We start from the raw sequence: 16,199 nt of genomic DNA, 5'->3' as shown, positions 1-16,199 counted from the left end.
TGCCTCGCGCAAAGCATATAGCCTTTTTCATGTTTGAACTATTAAGATAATTATGAAGAAATGGATAAAAATAATACTATTGAATGAGCTTTTTTAATGTATAAAAATGGATTTCAAGTATACTGAATTTATTAGAGTTTTAGAAAGGTGTTATACATGTTCCATAGTCAAAGCGCGCATTTTGTAAATGGCATTACATTAAATGTTAGAGATAAAGATGAAATAAAACAATTTTATGAAAACATCATAGGTATGAATGTGGTAAATGAATCTTATTCAACAATCCAATATGAGATTGGTAATTTAAATCATTTTATGACTTTTAACCAGGTTATACAGGGCAGAGAGCCGTTACCTTCAGAAGCAGGATTATTTCACTTGGCAATCAAGTTACCTGCTAAGACAGACCTTGCAGATTTGCTCGTACAAATAAATGAGTCTGGTATTCCAGTACACGGTGGGGAGCATGATGTGACAACCTCATTATATTTAGAAGACCCTGAAGGTAATGGTTTAGAATTTTATGTTGATAATCCAATTGAAGACTGGTTATTTGAAGATGAAAAAGTAGTGCTTGAAACGCAACCGATTAACGTGCCTAATCTATTAGCGTATACATCAAATGAAAAATGGCAAGGTATACCTGATGAAAGTGTTATTGGTTATTTGAATTTAAAATCAATTGATTTAAGCAAAGTTAAGCAGTACTATAATAATTATTTCGGACTTGAAACATCATCATTAGAAACAGATGGCGCATTTTACTTATCCTCTAATGGTTATCATCAACATTTAGTGGTTAATAATTGGTTATCTAGCATTAAACGAATTGAAAATAATAGAACATATGGTTTAGCAATTATTGATTTTCATTACCCTGAGACTACGCACAAATTATTAACAGGACCAGATGGTATACAATTTCGATTTAATTATAATAAGGTCGTGTGATTAAATGAAAAAAAGACTTGGTACGATGTTTGCGATAAGTGCTATTATTACTGTTACTGCTGCATATGAAGGATTAGATAACCAAGATATGACTGAGCCAACAAATCATTTCTGGTCATTAGATCCAATGAAATATAATACGTATACTAAAGGACAATGCACGCACTACGTCTTTGAAAAAGTAAGAGAAGATGGAATGAAAATAGGGAAGAAATGGAACGACGCAAAGTATTGGGCATCGTATGCACAAAAAAGTGACTATAAAGTCAATCAATCACCCAAGGTAGGGAGCATTTTACAGACTACTGAAGGTGAGTATGGTCATGTAGCTTATATTGAACAACGAAATGACAATGGTTCATTAGAAGTTAGTGAAATGAATTATAACAAGCCTTTTGAAATATCAAACCGAATTATAACGAAAGACGAAGTTAAAGATTATAAATATATCCATCCAAAGAAAAACGCTAGTGTTTAAAACTAGTATTTACAGGTAGTACTTGTGCATGCTTTCCGCGGGCACAGCCTCAGCCTGTAGTCTTCGGCTAGTGCATTTCCCGCAGGAGTCAGCACAAGTCGTTACCTTGATTTAATATTAAAATAATATGAAATATGCTTTCAATAACTCATGTCTATGTTTTAATAGGAAGATTTATTTAATATATATTCATATAGTTTTTTATTTTGTGGCAGTTCTTTTGCATGCTTTCCGCGGCCACGGCCTTTAGTATTCAACTCATGTTGAACTATTCGACTAGGTGTCAACGTTTCAATACAATATTGTCACTACTTGAACATAAAATATTTCATCTACATTAACTATTAAAAATAGGCAACATGGTGCGCCATTTTATTGTTAACTGTAGATGATTTTTTAAATTACCTTATTGTATATGTGAATATTATTAGTGATTTAGTATTAATAATGTAACTTTTTTATCAGATATTCAAACTGTAACTTTTTTTATAAGTTTGATTAGGATATAATGAAAGATGTTGTAAAAGCGACTGAGATTAGAATAGGAGGTACAGACATGAAACGTCCGTACTATATTGGTATTTCTTTATTCATAACAATCGTTATATTAATATTAGATCAAATCACAAAATTTATTGTTGCTAGTTCAATGAAGGTTGGAGAAACATTTGAAGTTATTCCCAACTTTTTAAATATAACTTCTCACAGAAATGATGGTGCCGCTTGGGGTATTATGAGCGGGAAAATGGGCTTTTTCTATATTATTACAGTTATTATACTCGTAGTGCTCATTGTATTTTATATTAAAGAAGCAAAACACAGTTTGTTAATGCAAATCGCTATTAGTTTATTATTTGCAGGTGCTTTAGGTAACTTTATTGATCGCGTATTACACGGTGAAGTTGTTGACTTTATTGACACATATATATTTGGTTATAACTTTCCAATATTTAATGTAGCTGACTCTAGTTTGACGATAGGCGTTTTGTTAATTATTATCGCTTTGTTAACAGATATGAAGAACGAAGAATAGGAGAGATTTTGCATGACAATACATGAGTATAAGATAGAAAATAAAGATGACGCAGGCCAGCGTATCGACAAAGTATTACCTGAATTCAATTCAGATTGGTCACGTACACAGATTCAAGATTGGATAAAATTATCACTTGTAAAAGTAAATGATAAGCTAATTAAACCAAATTATAAGACGAAGTTAAACGACCATATTGTAGTAACTGAAAAAGAAATTGTAGAAGCAGACATCAATCCAGAAAATTTAAACTTAGATATATATTATGAAGACGATGATGTAGCAATCGTTTATAAACCTAAAGGTATTGTGGTGCATCCTTCAGCTGGGCATTCAACAGGGACACTTGTAAATGGTTTAATGTATCAAATGAAAAATTTATCTGGCATTAATGGTGAAGTACGTCCAGGTATTGTACATCGTATTGATAAAGATACATCTGGTCTATTAATGGTAGCCAAAAATGATATTGCACATCGTAGTTTAGTGAATCAATTAGTTAAGAAAACTGTGACACGTAAATACGTAGCGCTTGTTCATGGCAATATACCGCATGATTACGGTACGATAGAGGCACCAATTGGTAGAAATAAAAATGATCGTCAATCAATGGCCGTTGTTGATGATGGTAAAGAAGCAGTTACACATTTTAATGTATTAGAGCATTTTAATAATTATACTTTAGTAGAATGTGAATTAGAAACAGGGCGTACACACCAAATACGTGTACATATGAAGTATATTGGATTCCCGCTTGTAGGCGATCCGAAATATGGACCGAAGAAAACCTTGAATATTGGCGGGCAAGCGCTACATGCCGGTATCATTGGTTTTGAACACCCAGTGACGCAAGAATATATTGAAAAGTCTACACCACTTCCTGAGGATTTTGAACAATTATTAGCAGATATTCGTAAAAGTGACAGTTAACTAATAAAAGTAAATTTGAAATATAAAGTTTTGAAGGCTTAAATTTAATAAATAAGAACGAGCTACTAGAATTCTATATTAGAACCTAGTAGCTTTTTTATGAGGTTTGGACAAAATACATGTCATGTCCCGCTCCCAATCTATCATATGAGTGACGGGAAATAGCGTCAAATGATTATTTTGAATTTTATTTGACCGCTTGCAAGTGAATTATATTCATGGTAATATAGTGACAGTTTAATAGAGCGTCATATCGTCTTTAAATGAAAGTCCAGAGAGGCTTCGAAGACATGGATTTAATATAAGGTACATAAACATATTGTATGTTTGTGAAGACAAATGAACACTGTTGTAGCTGAAGTTTATCGCGCAATGGGAAACATAGTGGTTAACTCCCTGTGAAGAGAAAACATCTAAGTTAAGTGAAGATAAATCTCTTGTTTGTTTATGATACTTTATAACTAAACCTCATGTCTAAAAAGACATGAGGTTTTCTTTATATTAAATAAGATAAATATTTATCAAATTAAGGAAGGTGCCTAAAATGTCAGAACGAGTTATTATGGATGAAGCAGCGATTCAAAGAACGGTGACACGTATTGCACATGAAATTTTAGAATATAACAAAGGTACTGATAATTTAATATTGTTAGGTATTAAAACGCGCGGTGCATTTTTAGCACGACGTATTCAACAAAAAATTGAGCGCATAGAAGAGAAGCTTGTGCCAACTGGAACAATTGATATCACTCAATTTAGAGATGATTTAGAACAGACAATAAACGAAGCTGAAGAAAGCGCATATGAAATTGATGTTAATATTACAAATCAAGTTGTAATTATCATTGATGATGTTTTATATACAGGACGAACAGTCAGGGCCTCCTTAGACGCAGTGTTACAGTACGCTAGACCTAAGAAAATAGGTTTAGCTACACTAGTAGATCGAGGACATCGAGAATTACCGATACGTGCAGACTTTGTTGGTAAAAACATACCAACAGCAAGGGAAGAAGCTGTGGCAGTTTTTCTTGAAGAAATTGATGATAGAAATGCAGTAGTAATTGAATAGCACCTTTTAATTCAGTACGAGAGACTGAAAAAGGGAAGAGGATTTAAATTTTCAGCTACGATCTAACCATTAGATACGTAAGCAATTCATTTATAGTTGTCAAATGCACGATGTTGATAACATTCCTCTTCACATATACTTTGTTTTATTGCGAGTTATCTATAGTCATTAAATGTAAATGGCTATAATTCAACATAGCAATAATCAAGATATATACTTTTTAGTCTCTTTACATGAATTTAATGTAAAGAGATTTTTTATGAGAGGAAGCATAAAACATGGAAAATGAAACAATGTTTGAACGGACAGTTAAGCCAGTATTAGATGTGCAAGATAGACCTAAATTAGGACAATGGGCATTTCTAAGTACACAACATTTATTTGCGATGTTTGGCTCAACTGTACTCGTACCATTTTTAACAGGATTACCTATATCTTCAGCGTTATTAGCTTCTGGTGTTGGGACATTGTTATACATACTAATTACCAAAGCAAAGATACCAGCATACTTAGGATCGAGCTTTGCATTTATTACACCCATTATTACAGGACTTAATTCACATAGCTTAGGTGACATGTTGATGGCGTTATTCATGAGCGGTGTAATGTATGTACTCATCGGTTTAGCAATTAGATTAACTGGAACAGCATGGCTGATGTATTTATTGCCGCCGGTTGTTGTAGGACCAGTCATTATGGTTATAGGATTAAGTTTGGCACCTACAGCAGTTAATATGGCAATGTTTGAGAATTCCTCAGAGATGCAAGGCTATAATCTGAGTTATTTAGCAGTAGCAATGACCACGTTGATAGTAACAATCGTAGTGCAAGGGTACTTCAAAGGATTCTTATCCTTGATACCTGTATTAATTGGTATCGTCACAGGTTACATCCTTTCAGCATTTATGGGACTTGTCAATTTTGCTCCAATAGCGAAAGCAAAATGGTTACAATTTCCAGACGTGTACTTGCCATTTAAAGACTACACGCCATCCATTCACATGGGACTAATCATTGTCCTGATACCTATTGTCTTTGTGACTGTAAGTGAACACATCGGTCACCAAATGGTCATTAACAAAATTGTAGGACGTAACTTTTTTAAGGATCCAGGTTTAGATCGTTCGATTATTGGTGACGGTGTTTCTACCATGTTTGCAAGTTTGATTGGCGGGCCACCGAGCACAACTTATGGTGAAAATATTGGTGTTTTAGCCATCACAAAAATTTATAGTGTATACGTCATCGGTGGCGCAGCAGTTATCGCTATTATTTTAGGATTTGTTGGTAAATTTACAGCACTCGTCTCATCTATACCTACCCCAGTAATGGGTGGTGTATCTATACTACTTTTCGGTATTATCGCAGCAAGTGGTCTAAGAATGCTAGTCGAAAGTGAAGTTGATTTTGCAAGTAACCGTAACCTTGTTATTGCATCAGTTATCCTTGTAATTGGTATTGGTAATCTCGTCTTTAACTTAAATGGCGTCGGTATCAATATGCAAATAGAAGGCATGGCATTAGCAGCTTTAGCAGGCATTATACTCAATCTTATCTTACCTAAGGAAACACCAGCGAATAAATAAGCATTGATCATTATGAGGAGGCTAAAAAATTGGATAACTTATTGTCGATGGAACATCTAACTACAAATGAAATATATGAATTAGTCAAACGTGCGAGTGCAATAAAAAAAGGTGAACTAGAACCTCGACGTTATGAAGATAAATTTGTAGCAAATTTATTTTTTGAAAACTCAACACGTACGAAAAGTAGTTTCTTAGTAGCAGAACAAAAATTAGGACTGAAATTAATTGATTTTGAAACAAATACATCTTCTGTTCAAAAAGGGGAAACATTATATGACACGTGTAAAACTTTAGAACAAGTAGGTGCAGATGTTCTGGTAATAAGACATTCACAAACCACTTATTATGATGAATTAAAATCGCTTAACGTACCAATTATTAATGCAGGAGATGGCAGTGGGCAACACCCGACACAAAGCTTACTAGACATCATGACAATCTATGAAGAATATCAAACTTTTGAGGGCTTAAATATTTTGATTTGTGGTGATATTAAAAACTCTCGTGTCGCTCGAAGTAATTTTCAAAGTTTAACAGCACTGGGTGCTAACGTCATGTTTTCTAGCCCAGATGCTTGGAAAGATGATTCCTTAGATGCGCCGTATAAAGATATTGATACTGTAATAGATGAGGTAGATATAGTAATGTTATTAAGAGTACAACACGAAAGACATACAGACGAGAACACAACACAATTTGAAGTAAGTAACTATCATAATCAATACGGGTTAACGCAAGCGAGATATAATAGGCTAAAATCACAAGCAATCGTGATGCATCCAGCACCAGTAAATAGAGGTGTGGAAATAGAAGCTTCACTTGTAGAAGCATCAAAATCACGTATTTTCAAACAAATGGAAAATGGCATGTACTTACGCATGGCAGTTATAGATTATATTTTACAATCGAAAGGGGCAGAAACAAATGAAATTATTAACGAATGCTAAAATCTTAAAAAACGGTGAATTTGAAACGGTGTCTATCTTAGTTGAAGGACAACATATTAAACAAATAGCTACGCAAATTGAGGTAGATACAAATACTGAGATAATTGATGTTAAAGGACAGTTTGTTTCTCCAGGTTTAGTAGATGTGCATGTGCACTTACGTGAACCAGGTGGGGAGCATAAAGAAACAATAGCAACGGGTACGAAAGCAGCTGCTAGAGGTGGATTTACAACCGTCTGTCCAATGCCAAATACGCGTCCAGTGCCTGATTCAAAAGAAAATCTAAATCATTTAAATCAATTAATAGAAGATAATGCTGAAGTAAGAGTATTACCTTACGCAGCTATTACAGTGAGACAAGCTGGTAAAGAACATGTCGATTTTGAAACACTTGCTAACAACGGTGCATTTGCATTTACAGATGATGGTGTAGGTGTTCAACAAGCTAATATGATGTATGAGGCGATGCAAGCAGCAGCAAAAGTGAATAAAGCAGTCGTAGCACACTGTGAAGATAACAGTTTAATTTATGGTGGCGCAATGCATGAAGGACAACGCAGTAAAGCTTTAGGCATTCCTGGTATTCCAAATATTTGTGAAGCAGTACAAATTGCACGTGATGTGCTATTAGCAGAAGCGGCTGGCGCACATTATCATGTATGTCATGTATCTACGAAAGAGAGTGTCAGAGCAATTCGTGATGCTAAAAAAGCAGGGATACATGTGACAGCAGAAGTTACACCACATCATTTATTATTAACTGAAGATGATGTTCCAGGTGATGATGCGATTTATAAAATGAATCCTCCATTAAGAAGCAAAGAAGATAGAGAAGCACTGATTGAAGGCCTATTAGATGGTACGATAGACTGTATTGCAACAGACCATGCGCCACACGCTACAGAAGAAAAAGCACAGCCTATGACAAAAGCGCCATTTGGTATTGTTGGAAGCGAAACAGCTTTCCCATTATTGTATACGCATTTTGTAAAAAATGGTGATTGGTCGTTACAACAGTTAGTAGATTATTTAACGATTAAACCAGCTCAGACTTTCGAGTTACCTTATGGTACATTAGAAGAAGGCGGATTAGCAGATTTAACAATTATTAACCTAGATGAGGAAAGTGAAATAAAAGCAGAGGATTTTGCATCTAAAGGAAGTAATACGCCATTTATAGGTTATAAAGTATATGGTACGCCAGTATTAACAATGGTTGAAGGTGAAGTTAAATTTAAGGAGGAACAATAATGTTGAAGAAACGCTATCTAGTTTTAGAAGACGGTTCATATTACGAAGGCTATCCCCTTGGTTCTGACCAATTAACAGTAGGAGAAATTGTTTTTAATACTGCAATGACGGGTTATCAAGAAACAATATCGGACCCGTCATACACGGGTCAAATTATTACATTTACATATCCACTTATCGGAAATTATGGTATAAATCGAGATGACTTTGAATCACTTGTACCTACCCTAAATGGTGTAGTTGTTAAAGAAGCAAGTGATCATCCAAGCAATTTCAGAAAACAAAAGACATTACATGACGTATTAGTAGAATATGATATTCCAGGTATTTCAGGTGTTGATACGCGTAGTATTACCAGAAAAATCAGAAATTTCGGCGTGTTAAAAGCAGCTTATACTGATAATAAAGCTGAAATTGAATCATTAGTAGAACAGTTAAAAACGACTGAATTACCTAAAAATGAGGTGACAGAAGTATCAACGAAAACACCTTACGTTTCAACTGGTTATGATTTGAGTGTCGTATTAGTCGATTTTGGTAAAAAACAGAATATCGTTAGAGAATTGAATTTGCGTGGTTGTAATGTAACCGTCGTACCATATGATACTTCAGCTGAGGCAATTATGAGAATGACTCCAGATGGGGTAATGCTTTCTAACGGACCAGGAGACCCTGAAGAAGTAAAAATCGCAGTTGAAATGATTAAAGATATACTAGGACACGTTCCGTTCTTTGGTATATGTTTAGGACATCAACTTTTCGCCTTATCTCAAGGTGCCACATCATTCAAAATGAAATTTGGTCATAGAGGTGCCAATCATCCTGTAAAAGATCTCAAAACAGGAAAAATTGCAATAACGAGTCAAAACCACGGTTACGCAATCGATAAAGACTCATTAATTGATAGTGACTTAGAAATTACACATATTGCAATCAATGATGGAACGGTAGAAGGTTTAAAACATAAGTCATTACCAGCATTTTCAGTTCAATATCACCCTGAAGCATGTCCAGGACCATCTGATTCAAATTACTTATTTGATGAGTTTATCGATATGATGAATGATTTTAAAGCGAAGGAGCGAATGTCAAATGCCTAAACGTACAGATATAGAAACGATTTTAGTTATTGGATCCGGACCAATTATCATTGGTCAAGCTGCAGAATTTGATTATGCAGGAACACAAGCTTGTCTAGCATTAAAGGAAGAGGGCTACCGTGTAATATTAGTAAACTCTAATCCAGCAACAATTATGACTGACAAAGAAATTGCAGATAAAGTATATATTGAACCATTAACACATGATTTCATAGCTCGCATTATTCGTAAAGAACAGCCGGACGCATTATTACCTACATTAGGTGGACAAACAGGATTGAACATGGCCATTCAATTACATGATAGCGGTGAACTTGAAGCAAACAATGTACAACTTTTAGGCACTAAATTAGAATCTATTCAACAGGCAGAAGACAGAGAATTATTTAGATCATTAATGAATGAACTTGAGGTGCCTGTGCCTGAAAGTGATATTGTAAACACTGTAGAACAAGCGTTTATGTTTAAAGAAAAAGTTGGCTATCCACTCATCGTAAGACCAGCATTTACAATGGGAGGTACTGGCGGCGGTATTTGTCATAATGATGATGAATTCAAAGAAATTGTAGCGAATGGATTACATTATAGTCCAGCAACACAATGTTTAATTGAAAAATCAATTGCTGGTTTCAAGGAAATTGAATATGAAGTAATGCGTGACAAAAACGATAACGCTATCGTTGTGTGTAACATGGAAAATATTGATCCAGTTGGTATACATACAGGCGATTCGATTGTTGTGGCGCCGAGTCAAACATTGTCAGACATTGAATATCAGATGCTACGTGATGTGTCATTAAAAGTAATCCGTGCTTTAGGTATAGAAGGCGGCTGTAACGTGCAGTTAGCTTTAGATCCACACTCTATGGATTATTATATTATTGAAGTAAATCCACGTGTATCTCGTTCGTCGGCATTAGCCTCTAAAGCAACAGGTTATCCAATTGCTAAATTAGCAGCTAAAATCGCAGTTGGCTTATCGTTAGACGAAATGTTAAATCCAATTACAGGTACATCTTATGCTGCATTTGAGCCAACTTTAGATTATGTTATTTCGAAAATTCCACGTTTCCCATTTGATAAATTTGAAAAAGGTGAACGTGTTTTAGGAACTCAAATGAAAGCAACTGGCGAGGTTATGGCAATTGGTAGAACTTACGAAGAGTCATTACTGAAAGCAATTCGTTCCTTAGAGTATGGTGTACATCACCTTGGTTTACCAAACGGAGATTCTTATGATTTAGATTACATTAAAGCTCGTATCAATGATCAAGATGATGAACGTTTATTCTTTATAGGTGAAGCGATACGCCGTGGAACAACATTAGAAGAAATTCATGATATGACACAAATTGATTACTTCTTCTTAAATAAATTCCAACATATCATCAACATTGAGCATGATTTGAAGGCCAATAAAGGTGATATCGAATATCTGAAATTTGCCAAAGATTATGGCTTTAGTGATCGTGTCATTGCACACCGTTTTGATATGACCGAAGAAGAAGTTCATGATTTAAGAATAAAAAATGGTATAACGCCAGTTTATAAAATGGTAGACACTTGTGCGGCAGAATTCGAATCAGCAACGCCATATTATTATGGTACGTATGAATATGAAAACGAATCTATTGTTACAGACAAAGAAAAAATTCTTGTGCTCGGTTCAGGGCCAATTCGTATAGGACAAGGCGTAGAATTTGATTATGCAACAGTGCATGCGGTGTGGGCAATACAACGTGCAGGTTATGAAGCAATTATCATTAATAACAATCCAGAAACCGTATCAACAGACTTTTCAATTTCTGATAAATTATACTTTGAGCCATTAACAGAAGAAGACGTTATGAATATTATTGATTTAGAGCAGCCTAAAGGTGTAGTTGTACAATTTGGTGGCCAAACAGCAATCAACTTAGCAGATAAACTTGCTAAGCATGACGTTCAAATTTTAGGAACATCTTTAGAAAATCTAAATCGTGCTGAAGACCGTAAAGAATTTGAATCATTATTACACACGATTGATGTACCTCAGCCTCAAGGTAAAACAGCGACGTCTCCAAAAGAAGCATTAGAAAATGCGAGAAATATAGGTTATCCAGTTGTTGTAAGGCCTTCATATGTATTAGGTGGACGCGCGATGGAAATTGTGAATAGTGATGCAGAACTAGAAGATTACATGAACCAAGCGGTTAAAGCGAGTCCTGATCATCCAGTACTAGTAGATAGTTATTTGACAGGTAAAGAAATTGAAGTGGATGCGATATCTGATGGGGAAACTGTTATAATCCCTGGTATTATGGAGCATATCGAAAGAGCTGGTGTTCACTCAGGAGACTCTATAGCAGTCTATCCACCACAGACATTAACGCAAGAAGAAATGGTTACGTTAGAGGACTATACGATTAGGTTAGCTAAAGGATTAAATATTAAAGGATTAATTAATATCCAATTTGTTATTGCTCGTGATGGTGTCTTCGTCTTAGAAGTGAATCCACGTTCGAGCCGTACAGTACCATTTTTAAGTAAAATTACGAACATCCAAATGGCTCAGCTAGCGATGCGTGCGATTATGGGTGAAAAACTTGCAGATTTAGGTTATAAAGCAGGTATTCAGCCATATACTGAAGGTGTCTTTGTCAAAGCGCCAGTGTTTAGCTTTAATAAGTTGAAAAATGTTGATATTACGCTCGGACCTGAAATGAAATCAACAGGAGAAGTTATGGGTAAAGATACAACAATGGAAAAAGCCCTATTCAAAGGATTAACAGCCAGCGGTATGGAAGTAAAAGATCATGGTACTGTATTGATGACAGTGAGTGATAAAGATAAAGAAGAAGTAGTCAGTATCGCACATCGTTTAAATGAAGTAGGCTATAAAATTTTAGCAACAGAAGGTACTGCCAATAAATTAGCTGAGCATAATATACCAACAGAAATTGTCGGTAAAATTGGTAAAGAAAATGATTTATTAACGCGTATTCAACAAAGCGAAGTACAAATTGTAGTGAATACGATGACTAAAGGTAAGGAATTCGAACGTGATGGCTTCCAAATCAGACGTACATCAGTTGAGAATGGCGTGCCTTGTCTCACTTCATTAGACACAGCTGATGCACTAACGTCAGTGATTGAAAGCATGACATTTACCATGAAAAATATGTAATAGTTAAGTTTGCTATCAACTAAGATAAAATAATAGCGTGATTGCGCAACAATTTTTTTATCTTAGTTCATATAGTAGAAGTTTTTAAAATACGAGGTGTAGAACATATTATGAATAATTTACCAATTATTGCACTAGACTTTGATTCATCAGAAGCGGTGGATACATTCTTAGACCAATTTGATGAGCCACTTTTTGTAAAGGTAGGTATGGAACTTTTTTATCAAACTGGACCACAATTAATAGCGTCTATTAAAGCACGCGGACACGATATTTTTTTGGATTTAAAATTACATGATATCCCTAATACTGTGGGTAAGGCAATGGAAGGATTAAGTAAATTAAACGTTGATTTAGTCAACGTACATGCTGCTGGCGGAACTGAAATGATGACGCGCGCATTAGAAGGCTTAAAAAAACATAACCAAAATATTAAAATTGTGGCAGTTACGCAACTTACTTCAACTACAGAAACCATGTTAAGAAATGAACAAAATATTCAAAGTTCTATAGAAGATGCAGTGCTTAATTATGCGCATCTAGCCAAAACATCTGGTTTAGATGGTGTCGTATGTTCACCACTTGAATCGGCATTACTCACAGGGGAACTCGGCAAAAACTTTTTAAAAGTAACACCTGGTATTAGGCCAGCGAATACGCATTTGGACGATCAAAAAAGAATTACTACACCGGAAGAAGCAAAACAATTAGGCTCGACACATATTGTAGTAGGACGACCAATTACAAAAAGTAATAATCCGGTTGCAAGTTATCATAAAATTAAAGAAAGTTGGTTAAGTTAAAATGGCTAAAGCAATAGCAAAAGCACTATTAGATATTAAAGCAGTTTCACTTTCGCCAAACGACCCGTTTACATGGAGTTCAGGTATTAAATCACCTATATATTGCGATAACCGAGTGACATTAGGTCATCCTTCTGTTCGACGTAATATTAGAGATGGTTTAATTACATTAATTAAAAATAATTTTGCGGATGTCGAAATCGTTTCGGGCACTGCAACAGCTGGTATTCCACATGCTGCCTATGTTTCTGAAGCGCTAGATTTACCGATGAATTATGTGCGTTCTAAAAGTAAGAGCCATGGTAAACAAAACCAAATTGAAGGTGCATTGAGCAAAGGTAAAAAAGTGGTTGTCATTGAAGACTTAATTTCAACAGGAGGTTCTTCTATAACTGCTGTGGAGGCGTTAAAAGAGGCAGGAGCTGATGTTCTAGGCGTAGTAGCTATATTTACGTACGGTCTAAAAAAAGCGGATGAACAATTTAAAGCAGCCCAAATACCTTTCTTTACTTTAAGTAATTATAATGAATTAATTGAGGTAGCTAAAGAAAAGGGAGAAATTTCTGACATTGATATTGATACATTAGTTGAATGGAGAGACAACTTGTCTTAAAATATGAGTTGGAGGGGATATTATGACAGAAGACCCGAAAAAAGCATATAATCACTTTGCACATCTAAATGATTTTTTAAAAAAAGAAGACGATTATAGACATCCATCTCATTCAGACGATAAAAACGAATGGCTAGCTAACACATCTGAAGCAAATATATACAAGAAATCAAAGTCTAGTATTAAACAAAAAGGACACATTAAGTAAATCATAACATGTAATATGTATAGACGTATTTAAGACCATAATAAAGAGGAAGATCAAAATGAATTCCATTTTGACCTTCCTCTTTATATTAAATCATTTTGATATAGTAAACTTTTTGTTGGAATTTGTTAAATTAAAGTCATTTTTTACCGATAAAGACTATCAATATAGTACTTATTATATGTGCTGACCGTATTAAAACTAAATTGTGTAATTGTGTAGTATAGTTATTAGCGGATCATAAGTTTAATAATAATATAACCTACTAATAATACTAATGCTGCGATAAGTAATGGAATAATATAAAAAGACATGAAATACCTCCAATTAGATTTATATTTATTTTAACTGTAAATATGAAAAAGTAAAAGAAATAAAGATGATACAGTCATTCAATTAAAAAAAGAGTTGAATGTTATACATTTTTTGAAAGTAATGGGCTAAAAGCTTTACAAAAATTACAAAGTGGTGTGACTACTATTGTTGTGGTACATTTGCATTTATAATACGATGTATAACTTAGAATTACAATAATATATTTTCATGAGGCTGGGACATAAATATATGTCTTAGCCTCAATAGTTATATTGATTTTAGCTGACTGAATTGAAAAGACTACTCGTAATTGTTTGCCAAAGAGGTATAATTTTTGAAAATTTAAGGGGTGCTTAAATGAAAATGATGAAACAATTATTCCGTGATCATACTAAAAATGTCATTGTTTGTTTAATTGGCGCATTTGTCAGTGCAATTGCAGTAAATTGCTTTATCTTAGAATCTAATCTAGGGGATGGAGGCACAGTTGGTATATCTTTAGCGCTCAAATATGCTTTTGGTTGGTCGCCAGCTTTAACTTCTTTAATTATTAATACAATCGTTATTATTGTAGGTTGGAAATTTTTAAGTACCAGAACTGCTGTATATACTTTTATTGCAAATACGGCAATTTCTCTATTTTTAGATTTAACTGAAAATTTTAGTACAGGTATAGATAACTTTGTAATCAACGCTGCTTTTGGTGGTGTGTTTGTAGGCGTGGGCATCGGCTTGGTTATTGCAGCAGGTGGTGTCATTGGAGGAACTTCAGTTGTAGCTAAAATGCTGAATAAGTACTTTGATATAAAAACTTCACAAGGTATATTCTTATTAGATGGTTTAGTTGTCCTATCGTTCTTGTTTGTCTTACCGTTAGAAAATGTGTTGTTTACGATTATTATGATATTCATTACCGAACGTGCAACTGCATTTATAATTGAAGGATTTAATCCTAAAAAAGCTGTTACAATTATTTCAGATAAAAATGAAAATATTAGTGATAAAATTAACAGTTTTACAGGCAGAGGCTCAACCTTACTTAAAGGGAAAGGCGGTTTCGGTAAAAAAGAAACAAGTATGTTATATGTTGTAGTGCCACAATCCCAAGTCACGCGAGTCAAAAAATTGGTGAATGAAGAAGATGACAAAGCTTTCTTAGTTATACATGATGTACGTGACGTGCTAGGCAGTGGATTTATTAATTTAACATAAGCCAATATTTTAAACGATTGCAAATAAGAATTTGTAAATATTTTACAATTTATCATAGCGTTGTATATTCGATTTTTTACAATTTATCATTTATTCTAGTATTAAGAAGAATTAAGGAGGTTGGATAATGGCTATACCAAAAATAACTACATTTCTAATGTTCAATGGAGATGCAGAAGAAGCAATTAATTTATATGTTAATACATTTGAAGATGCTGAAATATTGGCATTGGTAAGATATAGTGAAAGTGATAAAGAACCAACAGGTGCTGTTCAACACGCTATTTTCAGGTTGAAAGATCAAGTGTTTATGGCAATTGATAACATGAATGGTGTCGATATAGAAATGAATCCAGCCGTATCATTATATGTCACTGTAGACAGTGCGTTAGAAATGGAACGCTTATTCAGTAATCTGAAAAGTGGTGGGGCTATTTTAATGCCTAAAACTCAGATGCCACCATTTAGAGAATTTGCTTGGATACAAGATAAATTTGGTGTTAATTTTCAATTAGCATTGCCAGAATAAA

15 protein-coding genes are annotated in these 16,199 nt (G+C 34.3%); all 15 read left to right on the top strand.

The window, feature by feature from the left end:
- Positions 1-156: 156 nt before the first annotated feature.
- The 15 genes from SOJ_RS09770 to SOJ_RS09700 all read left to right on the top strand — a co-directional run bounded on the left by SOJ_RS09770 (position 157) and on the right by SOJ_RS09700 (position 16,198).
- Positions 157-951, top strand: a complete 795-nt coding sequence (locus SOJ_RS09770) for a VOC family protein (RefSeq protein WP_002507925.1) — start codon at positions 157-159, stop codon at positions 949-951.
- A 4-nt stretch (positions 952-955) separates the two neighbouring features.
- A complete protein-coding gene (locus tag SOJ_RS09765) occupies positions 956-1,429 on the top strand; it encodes a CHAP domain-containing protein (protein WP_002507924.1) in 474 nt (157 codons plus the stop codon).
- Between the two features lie 556 nt (positions 1,430-1,985).
- Positions 1,986-2,462, top strand: a complete 477-nt coding sequence (gene lspA, locus SOJ_RS09760; RefSeq protein WP_002507923.1) for a signal peptidase II — start codon at positions 1,986-1,988, stop codon at positions 2,460-2,462.
- 12 nt (positions 2,463-2,474) lie between these two features.
- Positions 2,475-3,392 (top strand): RluA family pseudouridine synthase, encoded by a 918-nt coding sequence (locus SOJ_RS09755; RefSeq protein WP_002507922.1) that lies wholly within the window; start codon positions 2,475-2,477, stop codon positions 3,390-3,392.
- Between the two features lie 544 nt (positions 3,393-3,936).
- Complete coding sequence (pyrR, locus tag SOJ_RS09750; RefSeq protein WP_002507921.1) at positions 3,937-4,464, top strand: bifunctional pyr operon transcriptional regulator/uracil phosphoribosyltransferase PyrR; 528 nt, start codon at positions 3,937-3,939, stop codon at positions 4,462-4,464.
- A 278-nt stretch (positions 4,465-4,742) separates the two neighbouring features.
- Positions 4,743-6,050, top strand: a complete 1,308-nt coding sequence (locus SOJ_RS09745; RefSeq protein ID WP_002507920.1) for a uracil-xanthine permease family protein — start codon at positions 4,743-4,745, stop codon at positions 6,048-6,050.
- Between the two features lie 29 nt (positions 6,051-6,079).
- Positions 6,080-7,000: an aspartate carbamoyltransferase catalytic subunit gene (locus SOJ_RS09740; RefSeq protein ID WP_002507919.1), complete on the top strand. Its 921-nt coding sequence runs from the start codon at positions 6,080-6,082 to the stop codon at positions 6,998-7,000.
- A complete protein-coding gene (locus SOJ_RS09735) occupies positions 6,978-8,252 on the top strand; it encodes a dihydroorotase (RefSeq protein WP_002507918.1) in 1,275 nt (424 codons plus the stop codon). Before SOJ_RS09740 ends, SOJ_RS09735 begins: the two co-directional genes overlap by 23 nt.
- Positions 8,252-9,352 (top strand): carbamoyl phosphate synthase small subunit, encoded by a 1,101-nt coding sequence (locus SOJ_RS09730; RefSeq protein ID WP_002507917.1) that lies wholly within the window; start codon positions 8,252-8,254, stop codon positions 9,350-9,352. Before SOJ_RS09735 ends, SOJ_RS09730 begins: the two co-directional genes overlap by 1 nt.
- On the top strand, positions 9,345-12,518 hold the full coding sequence (gene carB, locus SOJ_RS09725; protein ID WP_002507916.1) for a carbamoyl-phosphate synthase large subunit: 3,174 nt from the start codon (positions 9,345-9,347) through the stop codon (positions 12,516-12,518). Before SOJ_RS09730 ends, carB begins: the two co-directional genes overlap by 8 nt.
- 110 nt (positions 12,519-12,628) lie before the next feature.
- Positions 12,629-13,321: an orotidine-5'-phosphate decarboxylase gene (gene pyrF / locus SOJ_RS09720; RefSeq protein ID WP_002507915.1), complete on the top strand. Its 693-nt coding sequence runs from the start codon at positions 12,629-12,631 to the stop codon at positions 13,319-13,321.
- A gap of 1 nt (position 13,322) precedes the next feature.
- Positions 13,323-13,934 carry an orotate phosphoribosyltransferase gene (gene pyrE, locus SOJ_RS09715; protein WP_002507914.1) on the top strand — a complete coding sequence of 204 codons (612 nt, stop codon included), beginning with the start codon at positions 13,323-13,325 and terminating at the stop codon, positions 13,932-13,934.
- A gap of 22 nt (positions 13,935-13,956) precedes the next feature.
- The gene (locus tag SOJ_RS09710; protein ID WP_002507913.1) at positions 13,957-14,142 is read left to right on the top strand and encodes a hypothetical protein; all 186 of its coding nucleotides are present in this window, start codon (positions 13,957-13,959) and stop codon (positions 14,140-14,142) included.
- A 672-nt stretch (positions 14,143-14,814) separates the two neighbouring features.
- Positions 14,815-15,669: a YitT family protein gene (locus SOJ_RS09705; RefSeq protein ID WP_002507912.1), complete on the top strand. Its 855-nt coding sequence runs from the start codon at positions 14,815-14,817 to the stop codon at positions 15,667-15,669.
- 127 nt (positions 15,670-15,796) lie between these two features.
- Entirely contained in the window at positions 15,797-16,198 is a 402-nt protein-coding gene (locus SOJ_RS09700; RefSeq protein ID WP_002507911.1) for a VOC family protein, read from the top strand.
- Position 16,199 lies beyond the last annotated feature (1 nt).

It is taken from the genome of Staphylococcus sp. OJ82, assembly GCF_000294465.1.
GTDB classification, from domain to species: domain Bacteria; phylum Bacillota; class Bacilli; order Staphylococcales; family Staphylococcaceae; genus Staphylococcus; species Staphylococcus equorum.
The sequence above is the reverse complement of the archived record's forward strand: the minus strand, read 5'-3'. Positions and strand labels throughout refer to the sequence as shown.

Bases quoted from the DNA above. Each gene is read 5' to 3' on its own strand.
- SOJ_RS09755 (WP_002507922.1), top strand. From the start codon at position 2,475: ATGACAATACATGAGTATAAGATAGAAAATAAAGATGACGCAGGCCAG.
- SOJ_RS09770 (WP_002507925.1), top strand. From the start codon at position 157: ATGTTCCATAGTCAAAGCGCGCATTTTGTAAATGGCATTACATTAAAT.
- pyrE (WP_002507914.1), top strand. From the start codon at position 13,323: ATGGCTAAAGCAATAGCAAAAGCACTATTAGATATTAAAGCAGTTTCA.
- pyrF (WP_002507915.1), top strand. From the start codon at position 12,629: ATGAATAATTTACCAATTATTGCACTAGACTTTGATTCATCAGAAGCG.
- carB (WP_002507916.1), top strand. From the start codon at position 9,345: ATGCCTAAACGTACAGATATAGAAACGATTTTAGTTATTGGATCCGGA.
- SOJ_RS09700 (WP_002507911.1), top strand. From the start codon at position 15,797: ATGGCTATACCAAAAATAACTACATTTCTAATGTTCAATGGAGATGCA.
- SOJ_RS09730 (WP_002507917.1), top strand. From the start codon at position 8,252: ATGTTGAAGAAACGCTATCTAGTTTTAGAAGACGGTTCATATTACGAA.
- pyrR (WP_002507921.1), top strand. From the start codon at position 3,937: ATGTCAGAACGAGTTATTATGGATGAAGCAGCGATTCAAAGAACGGTG.
- SOJ_RS09710 (WP_002507913.1), top strand. From the start codon at position 13,957: ATGACAGAAGACCCGAAAAAAGCATATAATCACTTTGCACATCTAAAT.
- SOJ_RS09765 (WP_002507924.1), top strand. From the start codon at position 956: ATGAAAAAAAGACTTGGTACGATGTTTGCGATAAGTGCTATTATTACT.
- lspA (WP_002507923.1), top strand. From the start codon at position 1,986: ATGAAACGTCCGTACTATATTGGTATTTCTTTATTCATAACAATCGTT.
- SOJ_RS09745 (WP_002507920.1), top strand. From the start codon at position 4,743: ATGGAAAATGAAACAATGTTTGAACGGACAGTTAAGCCAGTATTAGAT.
- SOJ_RS09735 (WP_002507918.1), top strand. From the start codon at position 6,978: ATGAAATTATTAACGAATGCTAAAATCTTAAAAAACGGTGAATTTGAA.
- SOJ_RS09705 (WP_002507912.1), top strand. From the start codon at position 14,815: ATGAAAATGATGAAACAATTATTCCGTGATCATACTAAAAATGTCATT.